This window comes from Streptomyces sp. NPDC033178 (genome assembly GCF_055577685.1).
Genome location: NZ_JBVIPT010000016.1, coordinates 137914 through 162484, shown reverse-complemented (window position 1 = coordinate 162484; position 24571 = coordinate 137914). Strand labels below are relative to the sequence as shown.

Annotated in this window: 17 protein-coding genes; 11 read left to right on the top strand and 6 right to left on the bottom strand. The window is 71.0% G+C overall.

Annotated elements, in window-relative coordinates; genetic code table 11:
- Window positions 1-37 precede the first annotated feature (37 nt).
- Window positions 38-1621: a purple acid phosphatase family protein gene (locus ACZ5VQ_RS34460; protein WP_469108374.1), complete on the bottom strand. Its 1584-nt coding sequence runs from the start codon at window positions 1619-1621 to the stop codon at window positions 38-40.
- A 142-nt stretch (window positions 1622-1763) separates the two neighbouring features.
- Here ACZ5VQ_RS34460 and ACZ5VQ_RS34455 point away from each other — a divergent pair, with 142 nt between their 5' ends.
- Together ACZ5VQ_RS34455 and ACZ5VQ_RS34450 are read left to right on the top strand one after the other, a co-directional pair.
- Entirely contained in the window at window positions 1764-2807 is a 1044-nt protein-coding gene (locus tag ACZ5VQ_RS34455) for a 3-isopropylmalate dehydrogenase (protein WP_055612336.1), read from the top strand.
- Between the two features lie 254 nt (window positions 2808-3061).
- Window positions 3062-4150, top strand: coding sequence for a branched-chain amino acid aminotransferase (locus ACZ5VQ_RS34450; RefSeq protein ID WP_362075520.1), 1089 nt, complete (start codon window positions 3062-3064; stop codon window positions 4148-4150).
- A 105-nt stretch (window positions 4151-4255) separates the two neighbouring features.
- On the opposite strand, the gene ACZ5VQ_RS34445 is transcribed toward ACZ5VQ_RS34450, so the two are convergent.
- Complete coding sequence (locus ACZ5VQ_RS34445) at window positions 4256-5704, bottom strand: cytosine permease (RefSeq protein ID WP_469108373.1); 1449 nt, start codon at window positions 5702-5704, stop codon at window positions 4256-4258.
- A 151-nt stretch (window positions 5705-5855) separates the two neighbouring features.
- On the opposite strand from ACZ5VQ_RS34445, the gene ureA reads away from it, so the two are divergent.
- The 7 genes from ureA (at window position 5856) to cimA (ending at window position 13964) form a co-directional block, all read left to right on the top strand.
- A complete protein-coding gene (gene ureA / locus ACZ5VQ_RS34440) occupies window positions 5856-6623 on the top strand; it encodes an urease subunit gamma (RefSeq protein WP_469108372.1) in 768 nt (255 codons plus the stop codon).
- Window positions 6620-8374: an urease subunit alpha gene (locus tag ACZ5VQ_RS34435; RefSeq protein ID WP_469108371.1), complete on the top strand. Its 1755-nt coding sequence runs from the start codon at window positions 6620-6622 to the stop codon at window positions 8372-8374. Before ureA ends, ACZ5VQ_RS34435 begins: the two co-directional genes overlap by 4 nt.
- Before the next feature lie 20 nt (window positions 8375-8394).
- Window positions 8395-9435, top strand: coding sequence for an agmatine deiminase family protein (locus ACZ5VQ_RS34430; protein WP_469108370.1), 1041 nt, complete (start codon window positions 8395-8397; stop codon window positions 9433-9435).
- Between the two features lie 178 nt (window positions 9436-9613).
- On the top strand, window positions 9614-10162 hold the full coding sequence (locus ACZ5VQ_RS34425; RefSeq protein WP_469108450.1) for a TetR/AcrR family transcriptional regulator: 549 nt from the start codon (window positions 9614-9616) through the stop codon (window positions 10160-10162).
- Window positions 10163-10286: 124 nt separating this feature from the next.
- On the top strand, window positions 10287-10793 hold the full coding sequence (locus ACZ5VQ_RS34420; RefSeq protein ID WP_469108369.1) for a hypothetical protein: 507 nt from the start codon (window positions 10287-10289) through the stop codon (window positions 10791-10793).
- 26 nt (window positions 10794-10819) lie between these two features.
- Window positions 10820-12025, top strand: a complete 1206-nt coding sequence (locus tag ACZ5VQ_RS34415; protein WP_469108368.1) for a hypothetical protein — start codon at window positions 10820-10822, stop codon at window positions 12023-12025.
- A gap of 298 nt (window positions 12026-12323) precedes the next feature.
- Entirely contained in the window at window positions 12324-13964 is a 1641-nt protein-coding gene (gene cimA / locus ACZ5VQ_RS34410; RefSeq protein ID WP_362075544.1) for a citramalate synthase, read from the top strand.
- A gap of 246 nt (window positions 13965-14210) precedes the next feature.
- Here cimA and ACZ5VQ_RS34405 read toward each other — a convergent pair whose 3' ends face one another.
- Window positions 14211-16088: a ricin-type beta-trefoil lectin domain protein gene (locus ACZ5VQ_RS34405; RefSeq protein WP_469108367.1), complete on the bottom strand. Its 1878-nt coding sequence runs from the start codon at window positions 16086-16088 to the stop codon at window positions 14211-14213.
- Window positions 16089-16340: 252 nt separating this feature from the next.
- On the opposite strand from ACZ5VQ_RS34405, the gene ACZ5VQ_RS34400 reads away from it, so the two are divergent.
- Together ACZ5VQ_RS34400 and ACZ5VQ_RS34395 are read left to right on the top strand one after the other, a co-directional pair.
- A complete protein-coding gene (locus tag ACZ5VQ_RS34400) occupies window positions 16341-19364 on the top strand; it encodes a glycoside hydrolase family 3 protein (RefSeq protein ID WP_469108366.1) in 3024 nt (1007 codons plus the stop codon).
- 194 nt (window positions 19365-19558) lie between these two features.
- Window positions 19559-20896 carry a hypothetical protein gene (locus tag ACZ5VQ_RS34395; protein WP_469108365.1) on the top strand — a complete coding sequence of 446 codons (1338 nt, stop codon included), beginning with the start codon at window positions 19559-19561 and terminating at the stop codon, window positions 20894-20896.
- Window positions 20897-21011: 115 nt separating this feature from the next.
- Here ACZ5VQ_RS34395 and ACZ5VQ_RS34390 read toward each other — a convergent pair whose 3' ends face one another.
- From ACZ5VQ_RS34390 to ACZ5VQ_RS34380, 3 genes are all read right to left on the bottom strand, one after another.
- Window positions 21012-21794, bottom strand: coding sequence for a serine protease (locus ACZ5VQ_RS34390; RefSeq protein WP_362075557.1), 783 nt, complete (start codon window positions 21792-21794; stop codon window positions 21012-21014).
- A 279-nt stretch (window positions 21795-22073) separates the two neighbouring features.
- A complete protein-coding gene (locus tag ACZ5VQ_RS34385) occupies window positions 22074-22739 on the bottom strand; it encodes a response regulator (protein WP_469108449.1) in 666 nt (221 codons plus the stop codon).
- A 110-nt stretch (window positions 22740-22849) separates the two neighbouring features.
- Complete coding sequence (locus ACZ5VQ_RS34380) at window positions 22850-24079, bottom strand: sensor histidine kinase (protein WP_469108448.1); 1230 nt, start codon at window positions 24077-24079, stop codon at window positions 22850-22852.
- Window positions 24080-24571: the final 492 nt, after the last annotated feature.

Sequence of the window (24571 nt, the reverse complement as noted above, 5' to 3'; positions counted from 1 at the left end):
CCGGGAGCCGCGCCCGCACGAGGTGCGGTGCGGGGCCTCACGCCCCGCGCCGCACCTCGAAGTAGTCGATGCGCTTTCCGCTCTGCGCCAGTGCCGACACCTTGAGCTTCGGGGCCGCTCCCGCCTCCGCCTCCACGGAGAGGAAGGAGTAGCCGGTGTACCGCACCCTCGACCACTCCACGGTGTCGGGGTTCTGGTCCCGCGACTTCGTCCAGTGGTACGTCTGCACGGACTCGCGGTCGGCGATCTTCCCCTCGTAGCTGTCCTTCACCCCGGCGGGGAAGTGGTAGAGGCTCTTGCCCGCCCCGCCCGCCGTGACGTACACGATCCCGTCCCGCGTCGGATCGGTCGACGCACCGACGGGCACCCGCCTGCCGACCTTGCCGCCCTTGATGGCGTCGGTCCGCTCGTAGACGTGGTTGTGCCCGTTGATCACCAGGTCCACCTGGTGCTTGGTGAACAGCGGCAGCCAGGCGTCGCGTACGCCGCCGTCCGAGGCGTGGGTCGACGTCGAGTACGTGCAGTGGTGGAAGAAGACCACGATGAAGTCGACCTGCCGCCGCAGTTCACCGAGCCGGGTGTCGAGCCAGGCGGTCTGCCGGCCGTCCGAGTAGCCCTTGTTGGCGGGGATCTCGTACGACACGTCGTTCGCGTCCAGCGCCACCACCCCGACGTTGCCGTACGTGAACGAGTAGACGCCCGGGGAGTTCTTCGCGTCGAAGCCGTTGTCCGGGAGGGCCCAGCGCGCGGACTGCCCGCCGTACCCGTTCGGGGAGTACCAGGCCTCCATGTCGTGGTTGCCGGTCGTCACCATCCACGGGACGGATCTGGCCACCGGCTCGGTCTGCTTGAGGAACAGGTCCCAGGTGGTGGGCGCGTAGTAGTCCGACTTCTTGCCGTGTCCCGTGTCGTCGGCGTAGCAGATGTCCCCCGCGTGCAGATGGAAGGACGGCTGCCGGCCGAGGATCAGCCGGTCGTTGGCGAGCGCGTCCGCGGTGACGCCCTGGTCGCCGAACGCGGTGAACACGAACGTCTCGGGGCGGGCGGGCGCCGTGGTGAACGAGCCGACCGTGGAATGCCGCTCCTTGGATGCCGGGTCGAAGCCCTCGTGACCGACGCCGTAGTAGTACGTCGTGCCGGGGCGCAGGCCGTCGAGCGCCGCATGCAGGTAGTACTGCTCCACCGCGAGCCGCTGCCCCTCCACCTCCGGGGTGTGCAGGTCGCGGACCTCGGCCTCGATCTTCCGGCTCAGCTCCCACGGCTTCAGCCCCACACGCACGTACGGCTTCCTGACCGGGAGCGGCACCTGCCACGAGATCCGCATCTGGGTCTTGGGGTCCGCGCCGAAGGCGAGGTGGCGGCCGAAGGGGGCGACGACCGAGCCGTTCACCCCACGGGTGCCGGTGGGTGTGGACGTGGCGGACAGGGGCGAGGCCGTCCGGCTTGCCGTGTCCGTACCGGAGCCCGGGCCGGAGCAGCCGGTCAGCAGCCCGCCGGCCACCGCGCCCGCGGTCACCAGGGCGCGGCGCCGCGAGTACTTCGTCCGCAGGTACTCGTACTGCTCCGCCATGCTCATCCGGCGTGCGAGCTGCGGCGGGATGCCGACGTCGGGAGTGTCCATGCTGGTGAACTTCCCAGCGTGTCCCAACAACCGCCATACATACGGGTGAACGGGAGCCGACAGATTGATGCGCGGCCATCCGGTGGTGTCCGTATCGCGGACTCCCCATGTCATCCCGTGGGACGAGGAGTAGGGTGCCGACATGTCTCGCAGCCTCAATCTCGCAGTGATCCCCGGTGACGGCATCGGCCAGGAAGTCGTGGCCCAAGGCCTGAAGGTCCTCTCGGCCGTCCTCCCGCAGGATGTGAAGCTGGAGACCAAGGAGTTCGACTTCGGTGCCAAGCGCTACCACGCGACCGGTGAGACCCTCACCGAGGCCGATCTGGACGCCCTGAAGAAGCACGACGCCATCCTGCTCGGCGCGATCGGTGACCCGAGCGTGCCGTCCGGTGTGCTGGAGCGCGGTTTCCTGCTCAAGCTCCGCTTCGCCTTCGACCACCACGTCAACCTGCGTCCGTCGAAGCTCCTTCCGGGTGTCGCCACCCCGCTCGCCGGCCAGCCGGAGATCGACTTCGTCGTGGTCCGCGAGGGCACCGAGGGCCCGTACACGGGCAACGGCGGCACCATCCGCAAGGGCACCGAGCACGAGGTCGCCACCGAGGTCTCCGTGAACACGGCCTTCGGTGTGGAGCGCGTCGTCCGTGACGCCTTCGCCCGTGCCCAGGCCCGCCCGCGCAAGAAGCTCACGCTGGTCCACAAGAACAACGTGCTGACCTTCGCGGGTCATCTGTGGACGAACGTCTTCAACAAGGTGGCCGAGGAGTTCCCCGAGGTCACCACGGACTACATCCACGTGGACGCCGCGACGATCTACCTCGTCACGGACCCCGCCCGCTTCGACGTGATCGTCACCGACAACCTCTTCGGCGACATCATCACCGACCTCGCCGCGGCCGTCTCCGGCGGCATCGGCGTCGCCGCCTCCGGCAACATCAACCCGAGCGGCGAGTTCCCGTCCATGTTCGAGCCCGTCCACGGCTCGGCCCCGGACATCGCAGGCCAGGGCAAGGCCGACCCCAGTGCCACCGTCCTGTCCGTCGCCCTCCTGCTGCGCCACCTCGGCCACGAGTCCGAGGCCGTGCGCATCGAGGACGCCGTCTCCGCCGACCTCGCGGAGCGCGTCGGCAAGCCCGCCCGCAGCACCGAGGAAATCGGCGACGCGCTCGCCGTACGAGTAGCCGGCTGACCCGCCGCGCCACTCGAAACTCTCGAAGCCGCCGGGTCACGCAAACACCCGGCGGCTTTTCTATGTCCCCGCCGGGTGTCACCATCATCCTCTGGGTCGCATTCACGCCCTTTTCGTCCATGGCCCCGCACGCGCGATAATCGAACGCGGAGCCGCGGAATGAGGGAATGCTCGGACGTCCTAACACCGGCCACTGGCAGGTACAGGCGTGAGCGCGGCCCGTCACACACGAAACCGGTGAAGGACATCTACTCATGACGACGCCCACGATCGAGCTCAAGCCCTCGGCCTCGCCACTTTCCGGCGCGGAGCGCGAGGCCATCCTCGCCAACCCCGGGTTCGGCCGCCACTTCACCGACCACATGGTGACGATCAAGTGGACGGAGGGCCGCGGCTGGCACGACGGCCAGCTCACACCGTACGGTCCGCTCTCCCTGGACCCGGCGACCAACGTCCTGCACTACGCGCAGGAGATCTTCGAGGGCCTGAAGGCCTACCGGCAGCCCGACGGCTCCGTCGCCACCTTCCGCCCGGACCGCAACGCCCTGCGCTTCCAGTCCTCCGCCCGTCGCCTGGCCATGCCCGAACTGCCCGTCGAGACCTTCATCGAGGCGTGCGACGCGCTGGTCCAGCAGGACAAGGCATGGGTGCCCGCGCACGGCGGCGAGGAGTCGCTCTACCTGCGCCCGTTCATGATCGCGAGCGAGGTCGGCCTGGGTGTGAAGCCCGCCAACGAGTACCTCTTCCTGGTCATCGCGTCCCCCGCCGGCGCGTACTTCCCGGGCGGCGTGAAGCCCGTCTCGATCTGGCTCTCCGAGGACCGCGTGCGCGCCGTCCCCGGCGGCATGGGCGACGCCAAGACCGGCGGCAACTACGCCGCGTCCCTGCTCGCCCAGGCCGAGGCCGCCTCGAAGGGCTGCGACCAGGTCTGCTACCTCGACGCCGTCGAGCACAAGTGGGTCGAGGAACTGGGCGGCATGAACCTGTACTTCGTGTACGGCGACAAGATCGTGACCCCCACCCTCACCGGCTCCATCCTGGAGGGCGTCACCCGCGACTCGCTCCTCTCGGTCGCCCGTGACCTCGGTTACGAGTCCGAGGAGGCCCGCGTCTCCATCGACCAGTGGCAGCGCGACGCCGAGAACGGCAGCCTGACCGAGGTCTTCGCCTGTGGCACGGCGGCCGTCATCACCCCCGTCGGCACCGTCAAGCGTTCCTCCGCCGAGTGGCAGCAGTCCGGCGGCGAGCCCGGCGAGGTCACCCTCAAGCTCCGCCAGGCACTCCTCGACATCCAGCGGGGCGTGACGAAGGACCAGCACGGCTGGATGCACAACCTGGGCTGAGGCTCCGGCCCCGCTGTCGCCCGGCTCGGCGGTTACGTTGTCGCCCGGGCTCAGCGGTTACGTTGCGAAAGGCCCGCCCCCTGTGTCGGGGGCGGGCCTTTCGCGCTACTGGGCGACCGAGGCTCGCTGGGTCTCCGTCCCCGGCACCTCCGAGGGCACCGGCGGCTGAGGTGCACGTGTCCGTGCCGTCAGAGCCAGGTACGCGGTGCCTCCGACCAGCCCCGACAAAAGGAAACTGCAGTCCACCCCGCCGGTCAGCGTCAGCAGTAGGCCCTCGTACGACGGGAGGGACACCGCGAGCAGTCCGGTGACGGCGCCGAGGGTCCACGACACCGTGGCCGGGATGTTCCAGCCGGCCGAGTACCAGTAGATCCCGCCCCGGGAACGGCGGTTGAAGACCTGGAGGGCGTTCGGGTCGTACATGCCGCGGCAGCGTACGAAGCCGATGAGTGTGATGACCGCCCATGGCGTGCCGATCGCGGTCAGCAGCAGCACGAAGGACGTCATCGCGTCCTGGGCGCTCGACGCGTAGTGGCCGACGAAGACACAGGCCGTGGCGACGACGGCGACCGTGTACGTGGCCCGGGTACGGGAGGCGCGCGGGAGGATCGCGTCGAGGTCGAGGCCCATCGAGTAGAGCATCAGGCCCGCGTTGCCGACCGACCCGGCGGAGGCGGCGAGCAGGAGCGGGACCAGGTACCAGCCGGGGGCGGCGGAGACCAGCGGGCCCGCGTAGTCGAGGGCCGCGCCGGCCGCGTACGCCGTGAAGGTGCCGAAGAGCTGAGGGACCAGCAGCCCGGCGGTCAGGCCCAGCCAGGTCGCGCGCAGGACCGTGCGGGAGGAGTGCCGGGCGGGTGAGATGTAGCGCGTGTAGTCGCCGAGCAGCGTGATGAACGCGACCGGACCCGAGAGACCCGCGGCCACCGCCGCCAGCAGCCACGTCGGCCAGAAGCCGCCAAGCAGATACCCGCCCGCCTCCGGCAGCGCGGAGGTCGTGAAGTGCGGCGCGTACGCGAACACCCCGAGGACCAGCAGGGCCGTCATGCCCACGGCCAGGATCCGGGACATGCCGAGCAGCACGCGGTAGCCGTACACCGCGCCCGCCACGGTGGCCGCCGAGAGCAGGGCGTAGACCAGCGCGTACGAGAGGTCCGAGGCGGGCAGTCCGAACAGGCGGTGCAGGACGCCCACCATCACGTCGCCGCCGATCCACACGGTCAGGGCCGTGTAGCCGAGGGCGAGCAGCAGCCCGACGACCGAGCCGACGAGGCGGCCCCGGACGCCGAACTGGGCGCCGGAGGACGTCGAGAGGTTCGTCGCCGTGCGCAGGGAGACCAGCGCGAGCGGAGCCGTGAGGGCCGTGCCGACCAGCGTGCCCACGACGACCGACGTGACGGACGACCACCAGTCAAGGCCGAACGACGGCGGCAGCCAGCCGAAGATGATCACGCCGAGGCAGAGGTTCGAGCCGAGCAGGATCGAGACCAGGTCCCGGGGACCGCTCGTCCGCTCCTCCTCCGGGATGGTGTCGACTCCGTGTTGTTCCACCGGCATGGCAGGTCCCCTTCGATCGGCCCCTTGCGCCCCACACTTTAGAGCGACGTTCAATGTGCCGGGTTCGTATTCGTCCGTCAATGGTTCCGTTCCATGAAGCTCATGGTTAGAGTGATGCTCTAAATCGTGTGACGCAAGGAGGTGTCGCGGCGTGAGACTGACCCCCACGGAACGTGACCGGCTGCTCCTGTTCGGGGCCGCCGAGCTGGCCCGCGCCCGCCGGGCGCGCGGTCTCAGGCTCAACGTGCCGGAGGCGACCGCCCTCATAGCGGACACCGTCTGCGAGGCCGCGCGCGACGGGCGACGGCTCGCCGAGGCCATCGAGGCGGCCCGGGCGGTGCTCGGGCCGGACGACGTGCTGCCGGGTGTCGCCGACGTCGTGACCGAGGTGCATGTCGAGGCCGTCTTCGACGACGGCTCGCGGCTCGCGGTCGTGGCGGACCCCATCGGCGGCGGCCTGGGGGACCGGGCCCCGGGCGCGTTGCTGCCCGGGCCCGTGCACGCCGAGCCCGAGCCCGAGGCGGTCGTGCGGCTCGCGGTCACCAACACCGCCACCGTGCCCGTCTCCGTCACCTCCCACTTCCACTTCTTCGAGGCCAACCCGCGGCTCGACTTCCCGCGCGCGGACGCCTACGGAATGCGGCTCGCCGTGCACGCCGGGTCGTCGGTGCGGTTCGGGCCGGGCGAGCGCGTGGAGGTCGGGCTCGTACCCGTCGGGGGCGAGCGGATCGCGATCGGGTTCGCCGGGCTCGTGGACGGCCCGCTGGACGCGCCGGGCGCGAAGGAGGAGGCCCTGCACAGGGCTGCCGCCTGCGGATATCTGGGAGCCGCGGCTCCCGGGGGCGAATCTCAGCAGGGGCAGGGGCAGGGGCAGGGGCAGGGGCAGGGGCAGGGGCAGGGGCAGGGAGCGACACGATGAATCCGTACGAGTACGCCGCCACCCACGGCCCCCGGGCCGGCGACCGCGTCCGCCTCGGTGACTCGGGGCTCACGATCCGCGTCGAGTCCGACGCCCAGAAGTACGGCGACGAGTTCCTCGCCGGGTTCGGCAAGACGGCACGCGACGGGCTGCACCTCAAGGCCGCCGCCGTCCGCGAGACCTGTGACGTCGTCATCAGCAACGTGGTGGTGATCGACGCGGCGCAGGGGATCCGGAAGGTCTCCATCGGCATCCGCGAGGGGCGGATCTGTTCCATCGGCCGGGCCGGGAACCCCAACACCCTCGACGGCGTCGATGTCGTGGTCGGCACGGGTACGTCCATCGTCTCCGGGGAAGGGCTGATCGCCACCGCCGGAGCCGTCGACACACACGTCCACCTGCTGTCGCCGCGCGTCATGGAGGCCTCGCTCGCGTCCGGCGTGACGACGATCGTCGGCCAGGAGTTCGGGCCGGTGTGGGGCGTCGGCGTCAACTCGCCCTGGGCACTGAGGCACGCGTTCAACGCCTTCGACGCATGGCCGGTCAACATCGGCTTCCTGGGCCGGGGTTCGTCCTCCCACGAGGCGCCGCTCGTCGAGGCCCTGGCCGAGGGCGGGGCGTCCGGCTTCAAGGTCCACGAGGACATGGGCGCCCACACCCGCGCGCTCGACACGGCCCTTCGAGTCGCCGAGGAGCACGACGTCCAGGTCGCCCTGCACAGCGACGGGTTGAACGAGTGCCTGTCCGTCGAGGACACCCTGCGCGTCCTCGAAGGCCGGACCATCCACGCCTTCCACATCGAGGGCTGCGGCGGCGGGCACGTGCCGAACGTCTTGAAGATGGCGGGAGTTCCGAACGTCATCGGCTCCTCCACCAACCCCACCCTGCCCTTCGGCCGGGACGCGGTCGCCGAGCACTACGGGATGATCGTCTCCGTCCATGACCTCAAGACCGACCTGCCCGGCGACGCGGCGATGGCCCGCGACCGGATACGGGCCGGGACGATGGGCGCCGAGGACGTCCTGCACGACCTCGGCGCGATCGGCATCACCTCGTCGGACGCGCAGGGGATGGGGCGCGCGGGGGAGACCGTGCGTCGGACGTTCGCGATGGCCGGGAAGATGAAGGCGGAGCTGGGGCCGCTGGACGGGGGCCACTCCGGGGGTTCGGGAGGCTCGGCCGGCTCCGGCGGGCCGGGCGGTTCCCGCGGCTCGGGCGGCTCGGCCGACTCGGGCGATGACAACGCGCGCGTCCTGCGCTACATCGCCAAGCTCACCATCAACCCCGCCATCGCGCACGGCCTCGCCCACGAGGTCGGCTCCATCGAGACCGGCAAGCTCGCCGACATCGTGCTGTGGCGCCCCGAGTTCTTCGGCGCGAAACCGCAGCTCGTGCTCAAGTCCGGCTTCCCGGCGTACGGAGTCGTGGGCGACCCGAACGCGGCGACCGACACCTGCGAACCCCTGGTCCTCGGACCGCAGTTCGGGGCACACGGCACCACACCCGCGGACCTCTCCGTCGCCTTCGTGGCACGGGCCGCGCTCGACCAGGGCAACGACGGCATGCCAACACGCCGCCGCCGCGTCGCGGTTCGCGGCACCCGCGGTATCGGCCCCGCGGACCTGCGCCTCAACTCCCGTACCGGGACGGTCGATGTGGACCAGCGCACCGGCCTGGTCACCCTCGACGGCGAACCGCTGCGCTCCGAGCCGGCCGACTCGGTCTCCCTCAACCGCCTGTACTTCCTGTGAGAAACCCGATGAGGACCCCGATGAACAAGCCTGCCGCCGACGGCTTCCGGATGCCCGCCGAGTGGACCCCGCACGAGCGCACCTGGATGGCATGGCCGGGCCCCAACCACACCTTCGACGACCCGGACGACCTCGCCGGGTCGCGTGCGGCGTGGGCGGCGGTGGCCCGTACGGTCCGGCGCTTCGAACCGGTGACCGTGGTGTGCGGTCCGGGGCAGTCCGCGGCGGCCCGGGGGCTCCTCGGTCCGGACATCGACATCGTCGAGCGGGAACTCGACGACGCCTGGATGCGCGACATCGGCCCCACCTTCCTCACCGACGGAAAGGGCGAACTCGCCGCCGTGGACTGGGTGTTCAACGGCTGGGGCGCCCAGGAGTGGGCCCGCTGGGAACACGACGCCAAGATCGCGGCGTACGTGTCGGACCTGGCCGGGGCACGGACGTACACCTCGAAGCTCGTCAATGAGGGCGGCGCGATCCACGTGGACGGCGACGGCACGGTGCTGCTCACCGAGACCGTGCAGCTCGGCCCCGAGCGCAACCCGGACTGGACGAGGGAACAGGTGGAGGCGGAGATCCACGCCCACCTCGGCACCCGCAGGGCAATCTGGCTGCCGCGCGGGCTGACCGGCGACTATCCCCCGCACGGATACGGGACGCTCGGCCATGTCGACATCGTCGCCGCCTTCACCCGGCCCGGAGTCGTCGTCGCGCACTCCCAGCCGGACCCGGCGCACCCCGACCACGAGGTGTCGAAGGAGATCATCGGGCTGCTCAGGGCACAGACCGACGCCCGGGGCCGCCGGATCGAGGTCGTCGAGGTCCCGGCCCCGACCGTCCTGGAGGCGGACGGCCACTGGGCCGACTACTCCTACATCAACCACTACCTCTGCAACGGCGGAGTCGTGCTCTGCGGCTTCGACGACCCGCGCGACGAGATCGCGGCCGGGATCTTCCGGCGGCTGTTCCCCGACCGGACGGTCACGCTGGTGGACGCGCGGGCGATCTTCGCGGGCGGCGGCGGCATCCACTGCATCACGCAACAGCAGCCGAGGGACTGAGAGCGGCCGCGGTCAGGTAGAACGTACGGGTGAACGTACTGTCGTGTGCCGCCTGCGACCACCGGCCGACCGATCGTGCCGTCGAGGCCGTCGAGGCCGTCGAGGCCGCCCGGGCCGTCGCGTGACGACCCGTCGGCGCAACACCGCCCCGCCCCGCGAGGACGTCCTCGCCGTGGCGATGGACATGATCGCCGAAAGCGGTCTGGAGAAGCTCACCATGGCGGCGCTCGGCCGCGAGGTCGGCATGAGCAGCGGCCATCTCCTCTACTACTTCCACTCCAAGGACGAGCTGTTGCTGCGCACCCTGGAGTGGAGCGAGGGGCGGCTCGGCGCGGAGCGCGGCCGGCTGCTCGCGCGGGTGGCTCCGGCGCGCGAGCGCCTCGACGCGTACGTCGACCTGTACGTGCCCGACGGCCACCGCGACCCGCACTGGACCCTCTGGCTGGAGGTCTGGAACCGCTCGCAGAACGCCGACGAGGACGCCCGCGAGCGACAGGCCGCGATCGAGGGCGCCTGGCACCGCGACCTGGTGGCGCTCCTGGCGGAGGGGGTGTCGCGCGGGGAGTTCCGCCCAGTGGACCCGGACCGTTTCGCGTCCCGGTTGAGGGCCCTGCTGGACGGCTTCTCCATCCACGTGGCCATCGGGCTGCGAGGCACCGACCGGGGCCAGATCCTCGACCACGTACGGGAGTTCCTGGACGAGGCACTGGCGCGCTCGGACGCCTGAGGGCCCGTCCAGGTTGTACTCAATTCGGCGGATTGACCCGTGCCCGCCGGTGCGTTTGCATCGAATGAGCCCTCGGCGCAGGGCCGGGGGAACAGCGCCAACGGGGAAACAGGGGGAAGCAGGCATGGGCAGAGCCATGCGTGGGGCGTCCGTCGCGGTGATCGCGGGGGCGATGCTGGCGACCACGGCAACGATGTCAGCGGCCGCGACACAGGCCCCGGCACCGAAGCCGGGGACCGAGCGGATCACACTGTCCGCGACGGGGGAGCAGGGCAACGACAGGTCGTACGGACCGGAGTTCAGCGCGGACGGCCGCTTCGCGCTCTTCAGCGCGGACGCGTCCAATCTGGTGCCGGGCGACACCAACGCCTCGTCGGACGTCTTCGTGCGCGACCAACGTACGGGCGCCGTCGAACGGGTCAGCGTCGGTTCGGACGGCACGCAGGCCGACGGCACGTCGAGCATCAGCGCCGACGGCCGGTACACCGGCGGGCCCGTGACGGACAACGACGTGACGGTCAGCTCGGTCGGCCCGGGAGCCCGGCGCATCGGCCTCAGCAGCCACTCCGCCCAGCTCGTCCCGGACGACACCAACGGCACCTCCGACGGCTTCGTCCGCCGCCTGAACTGACCGAACCGACACAGGGGGAACAGCTCATGCACGCCCGCACACGTACCGCACTCGCCGCCGCCGTGGTCGCCGCCACGATGGCACTGCCGGCGACCACGGCGAACTCCGCGCCCAGAGCTCCGCACACCGAGCCCATCAGCGTCACGCCCGAGGGGAAGGCGGGCAACGGCGTCACGCACAAGGCCGTCATCAGCCGCAACGGCCGCTACGCCGCCTTCACCACGGATGCCGAGGACGTGGACCCGGTTGTCCAGCACGGCGGCATGTACCGGCGTGACCTGCAGACCGGAAAGATCCGCTTCGCGGGGTTCGGGGACCTGCTGGCGGTCCTCGACGACGGCCGGATCGTCTACGCCTACGGCGACGAGGTGCGGCTGAACGACCTGGTCACGCCGGGAGGGGAGAAGACGTTCGGCATCGAGATCCCCGAGGGATTCACCGGGCCGCCCCGCGCGTTCTCCGTCAGCCCCGACGGCCGCTACGCCGTCTACACGCTCGACGAGACCGCCGAGGGCACCAGCGTGGTCTTCCTGCGCGACCGGATCGCGGGCACCACCGAGCGGATCAGTCACCCCCGCCCGACCTGGGAGCCGCGCAACGCCTTCGAGCCGACGGTCAGCGACGACGGCCGCCGCGTCGTCTACCAGTACAACTTCAGGAACGGCCCGCGCGGCGACGACTGGGGCGACGTCTGGCTGTACGACCGCACCACCGACAAGCACACCCAGGTCGACCGCTCCCACGACGGCTCGGCGACCGAGAAGGAGTCCCTGAAGCCGTCCATCAGCGGTGACGGCCGCACGGTCGTCTTCGAGTCCCGGGACACCCACCTGGTGCCCGACGACAACGACGCCAGCTGGAACGTGTTCGTGCACGACATCGCCACCGGCACCAACCGGCGCATCCACGGCACCCAGGGCGGCTCCGGCGAGGTCTACACACGCAACGCCGCGGTGAGCCCCGACGGCCGCTATGTCACGTTCATGTCGGAGGTGGAGGAGCCCGGCTCCCAGTACGGCAAGGAGTGGCCCGTCTACGTGCGGGACCTGAAGAAGGGCACCACCGCCCTGGTCACGCCCGACACCACCGGCGGCACGGCCACGGCCGAGGTCCTCCCGGGCCGGATCGCCGACGGCGCCCGCCGCATCGCCTTCCTGTCCGCCGACCCGGGGCTGATCCCGGCCGGCGACACCAACGAGGGCGACGACGCGTTCGTACGCCACCTGCGGTGATCAACCGAGTGCTCGCATCCTGAGACGGACGGTGAGCACGGGGGCGGTATGTGCCAGACTGCCTCCGTGCTCTCGTTCGCCACGATTATTGGCAGCAGGCGCGCCGGTCCGCAGTGACCGCACCGTACGACCACGTACGGGCGGCCACCGTCGTCCTGACCCGCGCGCAGACCTCTCGCACCCGCGAGAGGTTTTTCTGTTTCCTGGCCCACCTTCAGCCGGGACCGGAGCGCGAGAGACCATGGACGGTGGAGCCGGTCATTCCGGTAGACCGAATCCGATACAGGAGCCTCAAGAGATGACGGACGCAACCGACGAGAATCGCGACTCCTCCCGTCGCGGCCCCTCCCGAGTCGACGACGCCTTCCACGTCTTCGACACGACGCTGCGCGACGGTGCGCAGCGAGAGGGCATCAACCTCACCGTCGCGGACAAGCTGGCCATCGCACGGCACCTGGACGACTTCGGGGTGGGCTTCATCGAGGGCGGCTGGCCGGGGGCCAACCCGCGCGACACCGAGTTCTTCGCCCGCGCCCAGCAGGAGATCGACTTCAGGCACGCCCAGCTCGTCGCCTTCGGCGCCACGCGCCGGGCGGGCGGCAAGGCGAGCGAGGACCCGCAGGTCAAGGCGCTGGTCGCGTCCGGCGCGCCCGTCGTCACGCTCGTCGCCAAGTCCCACGACCGGCATGTCGAGCTGGCGCTGCGCACGACCCTCGAAGAGAACCTGGAGATGGTCCGCGACACCGTCTCCTACCTCCGCTCCCAGGACCGGCGCGTCTTCGTCGACTGCGAGCACTTCTTCGACGGCTACCGCGCGAACCCGCAGTACGCGAAGGCCGTCGTGCGGGCCGCCTCGGAGGCCGGCGCCGACGTGGTGGTGCTCTGCGACACCAACGGCGGCATGCTGCCCGCCCAGGTCCAGGCCGTCGTCGCCACCGTCCTCGCCGACACCGGCGCGCGCCTCGGCATCCACGCCCAGGACGACACCGGCTGCGCCGTCGCCAACACCCTCGCCGCCGTCGACGCGGGCGCGACCCACGTCCAGTGCACGGCGAACGGCTACGGCGAGCGCGTCGGCAACTCCAACCTGTTCCCCGTGGTCGCCGCCCTTGAGCTCAAGTACGGCAAGAAGGTCCTCCCCGAGGGCGCGCTCTCCGAGATGACCCGCATCTCGCACGCGATCGCCGAGGTCGTGAACCTGACGCCGTCCACGCACCAGCCGTACGTCGGTGTCTCGGCCTTCGCCCACAAGGGCGGCCTGCACGCGTCGGCCATCAAGGTCGACCCGGCCCTGTACCAGCACATCGACCCCGAGCAGGTCGGCAACACCATGCGGATGCTCGTCTCCGACATGGCCGGCCGCGCCTCGATCGAGCTCAAGGGCAAGGAACTCGGCGTCGACCTGGGCGGCGACCGCGAGCTGATCGGCCGGGTCGTCGAGCGGGTCAAGGCGCGCGAGCTCAAGGGCTACACGTACGAGGCCGCGGACGCCTCCTTCGAGCTCATGCTCCGGGAGGAGGTCGAGGGCAAGGCCCGCAAGTACTTCGAGGTCGAGTCCTGGCGCGCCATCGTCGAGGACCGCCCCGACGGCAGCCACGCCAACGAGGCCACGGTCAAGCTCTTCGCCAAGGGCGAGCGCATCGTCGCCACGGCCGAGGGCAACGGTCCGGTCAACGCCCTCGACCGTGCCCTGCGCGTGGCCCTGGAGAAGATCTACCCCCAGCTCGCCAAGCTGGAGCTCGTCGACTACAAGGTCCGCATCCTGGAGGGCAAGCACGGCACCCAGTCCACGACGCGGGTCCTCATCTCCACCTCCGACGGCACGGGTGAGTGGTCGACGGTGGGGGTCGCGGAGAACGTGATCGCGGCGTCGTGGCAGGCCCTTGAGGACGCGTACACGTACGGCTTGCTGCGCGCGGGCGTGGAACCGGCGGAATAGACCAACAGGCCTTTTCTCGCCCCCGCCGCCCCTACCCGTCCCGTCCCCTGGGGGCTGCGCCCCCAGACCCCCGCTTCGGCCTGAACGGCCTCGTCCTCAAACGCCGGACGGGCTGAAGGTGTCGGCCCGGGCTGCGAATTCTTCAGCCTCTCCGGCGTTTGAGGAGCGGGGGTTCGGGGGCGGAGCCCCTGAGTAAGGGACGGGAATGGGTAGGGGCGGCGGGGGCGAAAAAGGTCCGCGGCCTCCCTACCGCAGCTGCCACTTCTGATTGGCAGCCCCCGTGCAGCTCCAGATCTGCCCCCGCGCCCCGTTCGCCGACGAGTTGTCGCTCACGTCCAGGCACTTGTTCGCGCCCGTGTTGACGACGTCACCGGTCGAGGCGTTGTACGACCAGCGTTGCGCGCCCGAGCCGTTGCAGTCGTAGAGCTGGACCTTCGCCCCGTCGGAGACGGACGCACCGGTGACGTCGAGGCACTTCCCCAGGGCCCGGACGGAACCGTCCGCGGCGACCGTCCAGTTCTGGGCGGTGGAGCCGTTGCAGTCGTAGAGCTGCACCGCCGTGCCGTTGGCCGACGAACCGCCCGCCACGTCCAGGCACTTGCCCGCGAGCCCCACGAACGCGCCCGACTGATCGCCGCCGCCCGACTGGGTGCCGGACCAGGTGAAGGTCGCCGACGTCTTGCCGGGGAGCGAGTAAGTAGCGTGCTGCGAGCCCCAGTTGATCGTCACGGTCTTCGCCGCGCTCGCGTCGTTGTAGGCGATCAGCGCCTTCGAACCGTCCGGGTTCCGCCAGGCCACGTTCGGCACGGACGAGCTCGCCGTGGAGGCGATGCGCTGGGCTCCGGGACGTACGAACTTCGTCAGGTGGCCCATCGTGTAGTACTCGACGGTGTAGTCGACCTGGCCGTGCCGGGAGTCACCGTTGTGCACGGTGATCAGACCGTCGCAGGTGCCGCAGCCGCCGTTGTGCGGGCCGCGGTTCTGGTCCACGGCCAGCGACCACTTGGTCACCGACTTCGCCCAGTTACGGGTGTAGTCGATGATGTTGAGCATGTCCTCGCGCTGCTGGTTGGCGATCCAGGTGCCGCCCGAGTGCTCGGTGCCGAAGGCGTCCAGCTGCGGATACTGGTTGTGCACGGTGGTCTGCTTGGCCACGTCGCCGCCGTAGCCGTGCCAGGCGATGCCGCCGAAGTTCGGGTGCGAGCGCACCGCCGCGTCGTCGACGGTCTGGGCGGCGTACGCGTCGTACGTGTCCCAGTTCCAGTCGTGCGCCAGCACCTTCGTGGACAGGCCGGCGCCCTGGAGCTTGGGCAGCAGCTCGCTCTTGGTGAAGTACGCGAGGCCCGAGCCGTTCCAGCTCATGGAGGGGTAGCCGGCGCAACAGGTCGGCTCGTTCTGGGCGGTGACGTAGTCGACGGGGACGCCCTGGTCGCGCCACGCCTGGAGGTACTTCACGAAGTAGTTCGCGTACGCCCCGTAGTTCTCGGCCTTCAGCCAGCCGCCGTTGAGCTGCCCGTTGTCCTTCATCCAGGCGGGCGCGGTCCACGGCGACGCCATCAGCGTGAGGGACGGATTGAGCTGTCTGGCCTGCCTGGTGAGCGGCAGCACGTCCTGGAGGTCGTGGGCGATCGAGAACTCGGAGAGGTCCGGGTCGGTCTGTCCGGCCGGCATGTCGTCGTACGTGTAGCCGAAGCGGGCCAGGTCGGAGCCGCCCATCGGGTTGCGGAGCAGGGAGAGCCCGATGCCCTCGGTGGGGGAGAACAGCTTGCGCATCGTCGCGTCGCGGGTCGCCTGGGTCAGGGCGCCGCTGCCGTCCATCAGCCAGGCCGCGGTGTCCGTGAAGGACGCGCCACCGCCGGAGAAGGACTGGTAGCGCGTGTTCTCGTCCACGGAGATGTTCTCGCCGCTGCCGCCGCTGTCGGCCTGGAACGCGAAGGGGGTCTGCGCCTGCAACCCCCGCACGACGTGCCGGCCGCCGGTGTCGTCCGTCGTGGTGAGCCAGGCCGTGACCTGCTCGCCCGCGGCCTGCGCGGGCGAGGCACCGACGGCGGTCAGCCCCGCGGTGGTGAGCAGCCCGGCGAGGAGGAGCCGGGCCACCCGGAGGGGTCTTCTGGGGATGCTCATGGTGCGCCGCCCTTCTGGAGGTGGGGGATGTGGGCGTGCGAGGCGTGAGTTAATGACGGCTTCGAACGGGCGTCAAGGGGGTGCGCGTTCAGTTTCTGAAGGGGCAACGGCCCTGATCCGGCCGGGATTTGGGTGTGTACCGCTTCTGACGTGAAGTCTTGACGGCCAGACGGGGCCTCAGTTAACTCACGCCGTGAGGTAAGTCATGAGAGGTCAAGTCATAACAGCCGCACCAGAGCCGAGGGAAGGTCCATGCGAAGAACCGCCCTGCTCGTCTCCGCCGCCCTACTGACCGGGCTGCTCCCGTTCGCCGTGGCCGGCCCCGCCTCCGGAGCGGACGATCCCGCCCCCGTGCCCGTCGACAACTTCGAGGGCGAGATCCCGTTCGCGAACCCGCCCGCCGAGGGCATCTTCACCTGGGGCAGCGACACGGACGACCCGCCCACGCTGGAGCTCGCCGCCCGCGGCGACGCGCCGCAGGGCGAGAAGGTCCTCTCCGGTACGTACGACATCAGCGGCTACGGCGGCTTCACTCACGACTTCGCCTTCGACAAACCGGCCCACGACTGGTCGGCCCACCGGGGCATCCGCTTCTGGTGGGAGGGCCGGAACAACGGCAAGAAGGTCAACTTCGAGCTGAAGGACGGCGGCGCCAACGGCGAGGCCTCCGAGCTGTGGACGACCTCCTTCACCGACGACTGGACCGGCTGGAAACAGCTGGAGATCCCCTTCACGGACTTCACCTACCGCACGGACTACCAGCCCGTCGGAGGCATCGACCACATCCTCGGCCTCACCGAGATGTGGGGCTACGCGCTCACGCTCCCGGTCGGTCTCCAGGACCAGTTCGCCATGGACGGCGTGGAGTTGTACGGCAAGGCCGACCAGGCCCTGCGGGCCAACGTCGTCACCGACGCCGCCGTGTACCCCGTCAAGGAGGGCCGCTCGGCCGCCGTGAGGATCACGGTCGCCACCACCGGCTCAGCCCCGATCGAGGAGCCCGTCACCGTCGCGTACGAGACGGCCGGCGGCACCGGAGAGTCCGGCAAGGACTACACCCCGGTCCAGGGCGAGCTGACCTTCCCGGCGGGCACGGCCTCCGGCACCTCCCGGACCGTCACGGTGCCGACCCTCCGCGACAAGGCGGACGAGAACGCCGAGACCGTACCGCTGAAGCTGACGGTCACCGGTGCCAAGGCGCCCGCCGAGAACCCGCAGGTCGTGATCGACGCCCACGGACTCCCGTACCTGGACCCGAAGTTGCCGGTGAAGAAGCGGGTCGCCGATCTGCTCTCCCGGATGTCCCTCGCGGAGAAGGCCGGCCAGATGACGCAGGCCGAGCGCGGCGCGCTCACCACGCCGGGTGACATCGCCGCGTACGACCTCGGCTCGCTGCTCTCCGGCGGCGGTTCCACGCCGACACCGAACACGCCCGAGGCCTGGGCGAAGATGATCGACGGCTTCCAACTCCGGGCGCAGGCAACCAGGTTCCAGATCCCGCTCATCTACGGCGTGGACGCGGTGCACGGCCACAACAACCTCGTCGGCGCCACGATCATGCCGCACAACATCGGCATCGGTGCCTCCCGTGATCCCCAACTCGTCTACGAGGCGGGCAAGGTGACTGCCGCCGAGGTCCGGGCCACCGGCATCCCGTGGGACTTCGCGCCCTGCCTGTGCGTGACGCGCGACGAGCGCTGGGGGCGGACCTACGAGTCGTTCGGCGAGGACCCGGCGCTCGTCGAGTCCATGGAGACCGTCATCCAGGGCCTCCAAGGGGCGCCCAGCGGCAAGGACTTGAAGAGGAACGACAAGGTTCTGGCCACGGCCAAGCACTTCGTCGCCGACGGCGGCACGGAGTACGGCTCGTCCACGACCGGCACGTACACCATCGACCAGGGCATCACCAAGGTCACCCGGCAGGAGCTGGAAGCCGTTCACCTCGCGCCCTACCAGGACGCGGTGGACCGGGGCGTCGGCACGGTCATGCCGTCGTACTCCTCGCTCGACATCCTCGGCGACTCCGAGGGCCCGGTGAAGATGCACGCGGACGCCGCGATGATCAACGGCGTGCTCAAGGACCGCATGGGCTTCGACGGCTTCGTGATCAGCGACTGGCAGGCCATCGACCAGATCCCCGGCGACTACGCGAGCGACGTCCGGACGTCCGTCAACGCGGGCCTCGACATGATCATGGTCCCGTACGCGTACAAGGACTTCCACAGGACACTGTCGGACGAGGTGACCGCCGGCCGGGTCTCCGAAAAGCGGATCGACGACGCCGTGTCCCGCATCCTCACGCAGAAGTTCAGGCTCGGGCTCTTCGAGAAGCCGTACGCCGACACGAGCGGGGCCTCGGAGATCGGCTCGGCGAAGCACCGGGCCGTGGCCCGCGAGGTGGCCGCCGAGTCCCAGGTCCTGCTGAAGAACGCGGGCGGGGTGCTGCCGCTGAAGAAGTCGCAGAAGGTGTACGTCGCCGGGTCCAACGCCGACGACATCGGCAACCAGGCCGGCGGCTGGACGATCACCTGGCAGGGCTCCTCCGGGAAGATCACGGACGGGACGACGATCCTGGAGGGCATGCGGAAGGCGGCCGGGGGCGAGGTCACGTACTCCAAGGACGCCTCGGCGCCGACGGACGGCCATGACGTGGGGGTCGTGGTCGTCGGCGAGACCCCGTACGCCGAGGGCGTCGGCGATGTCGGCAACGGCAACGACCTGGTGTTCTCCGCCGCCGACCGGGCCGCCGTCGACAAGGTGTGCGGCGCCATGAAGTGCGCGGTGCTCGTCGTGTCCGGACGGCCGCAGCTCGTCGGCGACCAGCTCGGCGACATCGACGCGCTGGTCGCGTCCTGGCTGCCGGGCACCGAGGGCGACGGCGTCGCGGACGTGCTCTACGGGAAGCGGGCCTTCACCGGTCAGCTCCCGCTCACCTGGCCGAAGTCGGAGGCCCAGCTGCCGATCAACGTCGGCGACTCCTCGTACGATCCGCAGTTCCCGTACGGATGGGGTCTGACCACGCTGACCTCCGTGCCGGGCGGTGGGACCAGTGCCCTGAAGGCCCTCGCCGTCGCGGCCGCGGTGGCCGAGAAGGCCGGGTCCGGGACGGCCGGGCGCGCGATCGTCACCAAGGCGCGGCTGCTCGTCCAGCAGAAGATGGGGCAGACGATCACCGCGGCGAGCGCGAAGCCCTTCGCCGACGCCGACCACCTGCTGCTGACCGGGCGGTACGGGCAGGCGGTGGCGAAGCTGACGGCGGCGTACAAGGCTGCCTGATCGCTGCCTGTTCGCTATCACTGCCTGTTCGCTGCTGACGGGCCCGTCGGCCGAGGGATCCTCGGTCGACGGGCCCCTCGGCCGAAGGACCCCTGGTGGGCGGTGCGGCGCGCGGCATCGCACCGCCCACCAGGCACGGGGCGCCCGGCCGCCACGAGGTACGTTTCCGGCCGCCCAGGAGTAGCTTCGAAGGTATGAAGGCCGCACAGACCCTCAGCCGAGGACTCTCCGTACTCCTGATCGCGTTCGCGGCCTTGGCGGTGCTGTCCGTCGGGGCCACGGGCGCCCACGCGGCGACGGACGTCTCGACGGTCGCCGACGCCCTGAAGAAGAGCCCCGTGTACGTCGACCCGGCCATGTCCGGGCAACTGTCGTCGGCCGACGCCGACGCCCTCGCCGAGAAGATCGAGAGGGCCGACAAGCCGGTCTTCGTCGCCGTGCTCCCCGCGGACTTCCCCAAGCAGGACGTCTTCCAGAACCTGCGCACCGCGACCGGCATCACGGGTCTGTACGCGATCCGGCTCGGCGAACAGTTCGACGCGAAGGCCGACTCCTCGGTCCTGTCGCAGGACGGTGTGAAGAACCTCGTCACCAGCGTCCGGGGCGAGGACACGAAGACCCAGCTCGACGACTTCACCGACCGGGCCCTCGCCAACGTCGGCGGCTCGGCGCCCAGCGGCTGGAGCGAGGGCGGGGGCGGCGTGGACACGGGCGCCCTGATCGGGGCCGGCGCGGTGATCGTGGCGGGCGGCGCCGGCGCGTACACCCTCGTGCGCCGCAACCGCCGCAGGAAGGAGGCCGAGCGACAGGCCGCGCTCGACAAGCTGCGCGTCGTCGTCGACGAGGACATCACCGCCTTCGGAGAGGAACTCGACCGGCTCGACTTCCACCCCGCGGAGGCGGGCGCGGACGACGCGATGCGCGCCGACTACGAGCGCGCCCTCGACTCCTACGACAAGGCGAAGTCCTTCATGGCGGCGGCCACCCGCCCCGAGGAGGTGCGGGCCGTCACCCAGTCCCTGGAGGACGGGCGCTTCTCGCTCGCCGTGCTCGCCGCGCGCCGCGAACACCGGCCCGTCCCCGAGCGCCGGGCCCCCTGCTTCTTCGACCCGCGCCACGGTCCGTCGGTCGCCGACGCCACCTGGACGCCGTCGGGCGGGGCGACCCGCGAGGTGCCGGTCTGCGCCGCCGACCAGGTCCGTCTCGCCGAGGGCCACGACCCCGCCGTCCGCGAGGTCGACACCGACTACGGCCGCCGCCCCTACTGGGAGGCGGGCCCGGCGTACGGCCCCTGGGCGGGCGGCTACTTCGGCGGCGGCATCCTGCCCGGACTCCTCGTCGGCACGATGCTCGGCTCCATGATGGCCAGTCCGTCGTACGCGGCCGACTACGGCTCCGGGTACGGGAACTTCGGCGGCGGAGGGTACGAGGGCGGGGACGTGTCCGGTGCCGACTTCGACTCCGGTGACTTCGGCGGCGGCTTCGGAGGCGGTGACTTCGGGGGCGGCGGGGACTTCGGAGGGGGATTCTGAGACCGGTGGCCCCCGGCCGCCGAAGAGACCGCCGAAGAGACCAGGGAATGGGCATGGGCCCGGTGCTGATCAGCACCGGGCCCATGGACCTCGTACGGAAGATGCGGTGGGGGCGTCAGAGAGTCGACGCCGCCGAGGCGATGGCCGACGCGAACGTCGAGACCTCGCTGTAGACGCCGGGGGCGTTGGGCCGGGCGCAGCCTATGCCCCAGCTGACGATGCCGACCTGGATCCACTCGTTGGCGGCGTCCCTGCGGAACATCGGGCCGCCGGAGTCGCCCTGGCAGGTGTCCACGCCGCCCGCGGTGAAGCCGGCGCAGATCTCCTCGCTCGCGACGAGACCGCTGTAGCCGCTGTAGGAACGGCAGGTGGCGTCGCTGACGAACGGCACGGTGGCCTTGAGCAGGTAGCGCTGCTGCGCGCCGCCCTCGGTGGCCGAGCCCCAGCCGGCGACGGTGAAGGTGCCGGTGTTGTACTGCGTGGTCGTAGCGATCTTCAGGGTCGGCAGGTTGATCGGCTGGGCGAGCTTGATGAGCGCCCAGTCCTTGCCGGTGCCGTTGTAGCCGGGGGCCTGAAGGACCTTGGTGGACCTGACCTGGACCCGGCCGCTGGTGTTCTGGAGGTCCACGACTCCGGCGGTGGCCGTGATGCTGGTGTTGTTGCCGGAGCCGCTCACACAGTGCGCGGCGGTGAGCACGATCTGCTGGGTGTAGAGCGCGCCGCCACAGCCCATGGAGAGCCGGACCATGAACGGGAACTCGCCCTGCGCGGCACGGGTTCCGCCGACCACGGGCGCGGGGGCGGCCTGGGCGTTGGAGACGGGCTGAAGGCTGACGACCGCGAGGGCGGCCGCACCGGCGACCGCACATCTCTTGAGGGCCTTGAGGAGGTTCTTCAACGTGATGCCTTCCGTGGGGGGTTGACATACGAGCTGGTGGAACCGGATGCGGATGCGGCAGAAATGGCAGGCGCATGCCAAGGAAAGCGACAAATAATCGCGTCTGCTGGCATGAGCCGGTCAATTTCTGTTGAGGGATTATGTGAACGCTGTGACCGCCCCCACAAGGGGTGAAATCCGGCCGCCCTTATCCGGTCAGGCCGAGTTCCGCGCTCCGGCCGGACCGGCTTCCGTGTTCCGGACCGGGTTCCGTGTTCCGGACCGGGTTCCGTGTTCCGGTCAGGCCGAGCTCCCCGCCCCCGGCACGACCAGACCCGTCTCGTAGGCCATGACCACCGCCTGGGTCCGGTCGCGCAGCCCGAGCTTCGAGAGCACCCGGCTGACATGCGTCTTCACCGTCTCCTCGCCGACGTGCAGACGCCCGGCGAGCTCCGGATTGGACAGCCCCTCGGCGAGCAGCCGCAGCACCTCCGACTCGCGCGGAGTGAGCACCGCGAGCACGTCCCGGCGCGGCGCCCTGGGCTTCAGCCGGGCGAACTCGGCGATCAGCCGACGCGTGACCCCGGGCGCGAGCAGGGCCTCACCGGCGGCGACCACGCGTACGGCGTCGAACAGCCGCTCCGCGGTGACGTCCTTGAGGAGGAACCCGCTGGCTCCGGCGATGAGGGCGTCGTACACGTGCTCGTCGAGGTCGAAGGTGGTGAGGATCAGCACGCGGGGCGGGTGTGCGGGTCCGGCGTCGCCCATTAGCTCCGCGGTCGCCTGGATGCCGTCCGACACCGGCATCCGTACGTCCATCAGCACCACGTCGGGCCGCTGTTCGCGGCAGACGCGGATCGCCTCCGCGCCGTCCCGCGCGGTGCCCACGACCGCGAAGTCCGGCTGGGTGGCGAGGAGTCCGGCGTATCCGGCGCGGACGACCTCGTGGTCGTCGGCCACGACGATGCGGACGGGGCGGGCTTCGGCCGGCGCATCGGCCGCTGCCTCGGCGTCCGTCGCGGCAACCGCTCCGGGGGCGGCTCCGGGGGCGGCTTCGGGGGCGGCTTCGGGGGTCGTCACGAGAGGGCCTCCGCCCGTACCGGGAGGCGTGCCTCGACCAGGAAGCCGCCGCCCGGCGCGGGGCCGGTGCGCAGGGTGCCGCCCACGGTCGCCGCGCGTTCGTGCATGCCGAGGAGGCCGTGTCCGGCGTGGCCAGGGGGTGCCGGGTTCGCGGGGTCTGTCGGGTGCGCGGGGCCCGTGGGGTGCGCGGGGTGCGCGGGATGCCCGGCGGCGAAACCGGAACCGGGTTCCGGGCCGGGCCCCGGGTCGGGTCCGGGGCCGTTGTCGCGCACGCGGAGCTCCAAGTCGTCCGTCCCGTAACGGAGTTCCACGTCGACGGCGGCGCCCGGCGCGTGCCGGCGGGCGTTCGTCAGGGCCTCCTGGACGATGCGGTAGGCGGTGACCTCGATGCCGGGGTCGAGCGGGGCGACCGTGCCGCTGACGATCAGCCGGGTACGGGACCCCGCGGCGTCCCGGGAGTCGTCGACCAGCTCCATCAGCTGGCGCAGGCCCGGCTGGGGGCGCCGGGTGACCCCCACGTCCGCGTCCTCGCGCAGCACTCCGAGCAGCCGCCGCATCTCCGTCAGCGCGGCCCGTGCGGTGTCCCCGATGGCGAGTAGCCGGGTGGCGCCGTCGGCGGGCAGCCCCCGGGTGGTCAGCCGGGCGGTCTCGGCCTGTACGGCGATCATCGAGATGTGATGGGCGACGACATCATGCAACTCCCTGGCGATACGGGCCCGTTCACCCCGTGCCGCGTGTTCGAGCAGGGTGTCCGCGAAGGCCCGTTCCGTTGCGCTGTGGGCCTGCGCGGCCGTCCGTACGTGCCGGGTGATGCCCGTGGCCGCCGCGGCGGAGGCGAGCGTGGCGACCAGGACGGCCACGACACGGACGGTGGAGTCGGCGGGGTCGCCTGCCGCGGCCAGCGCGAGTCCGACGTACGGCAGCACGAGCAGACCGCTGAGCAGGGGTGTCCCTGCCCGCCCCAGCGCATGGACGGTGATCAGCTGGGCCGCCGCCCCCGCGAGGGTGAGGGCGCGGAAGGGTTCCAGGGCCAGGACGCAGGCGGTCGTGAGCGCGATGGCCGCGGTGCCGCGGACGGGCGCCCGGCGCTCCGGCGCGAGGACGAACCCCACGGGCAGCGTGGTGCACAGCGCGAGCAGCACCGCCAGCGCGAGATTCCCGCGCAGTCCGGCGGCGCGGACCAGGATCTCGACGGAGGCGAGGACCGCGAGACCGACGGAGAGCACGACGGTGGAGAAGGGCCCGACACCGGAAGCACCGGAAGCACCGGCAGCACCGGCAGCACCGGAAGCACCGGCGAAACGGGCGGCACGGGCGGAGAACAGGGCCGGAGAGCCGGGACGCGCCGCGTGGGAGAGGTAGCGCACCGCCCGGCCGAGAACGTCTACGCCACGGCCGAGAGCGTGTACGCCACGGCCGGGGGCACGTACGTCGTGGCCGCGGGTGCCTGCGCCGTGCCCGTCGGCGACGGCGCCGCGGTCGCGGTCGCGTGCGGCGCGGGAGGCGGCGGCCCGGCGCAGCCTCGACTTCCAGGGCCCGCGCGGCGTCGACTTCGAGCGCTCGCGCAGCCCCGACGGCCAGGATCGGCGCAGTCCCAACTGCCAAGGCGGGCGCGGGTGTTCCGCGGGTCGAGGGACCGCCCGCCCTGTCGTCGCCTCGTCCGCCCTGTCCACGTCCGCCATTCTGCCGCCGCCCGCGCCGGGCCGCGTCCCCCAGGT

Coding starts and splice junctions, on each gene's coding strand:
- ACZ5VQ_RS34405 (WP_469108367.1), bottom strand. CDS start 16,088: ATGAGCATCCCCAGAAGACCCCTCCGGGTGGCCCGGCTCCTCCTCGCC.
- ACZ5VQ_RS34445 (WP_469108373.1), bottom strand. CDS start 5,704: ATGCCGGTGGAACAACACGGAGTCGACACCATCCCGGAGGAGGAGCGG.
- ACZ5VQ_RS34415 (WP_469108368.1), top strand. CDS start 10,820: ATGCACGCCCGCACACGTACCGCACTCGCCGCCGCCGTGGTCGCCGCC.
- ACZ5VQ_RS34420 (WP_469108369.1), top strand. CDS start 10,287: ATGGGCAGAGCCATGCGTGGGGCGTCCGTCGCGGTGATCGCGGGGGCG.
- ACZ5VQ_RS34430 (WP_469108370.1), top strand. CDS start 8,395: ATGAACAAGCCTGCCGCCGACGGCTTCCGGATGCCCGCCGAGTGGACC.
- ACZ5VQ_RS34425 (WP_469108450.1), top strand. CDS start 9,614: ATGGACATGATCGCCGAAAGCGGTCTGGAGAAGCTCACCATGGCGGCG.
- ACZ5VQ_RS34455 (WP_055612336.1), top strand. CDS start 1,764: ATGTCTCGCAGCCTCAATCTCGCAGTGATCCCCGGTGACGGCATCGGC.
- ACZ5VQ_RS34435 (WP_469108371.1), top strand. CDS start 6,620: ATGAATCCGTACGAGTACGCCGCCACCCACGGCCCCCGGGCCGGCGAC.
- cimA (WP_362075544.1), top strand. CDS start 12,324: ATGACGGACGCAACCGACGAGAATCGCGACTCCTCCCGTCGCGGCCCC.
- ACZ5VQ_RS34450 (WP_362075520.1), top strand. CDS start 3,062: ATGACGACGCCCACGATCGAGCTCAAGCCCTCGGCCTCGCCACTTTCC.
- ACZ5VQ_RS34400 (WP_469108366.1), top strand. CDS start 16,341: ATGCGAAGAACCGCCCTGCTCGTCTCCGCCGCCCTACTGACCGGGCTG.
- ACZ5VQ_RS34395 (WP_469108365.1), top strand. CDS start 19,559: ATGAAGGCCGCACAGACCCTCAGCCGAGGACTCTCCGTACTCCTGATC.
- ACZ5VQ_RS34460 (WP_469108374.1), bottom strand. CDS start 1,621: ATGGACACTCCCGACGTCGGCATCCCGCCGCAGCTCGCACGCCGGATG.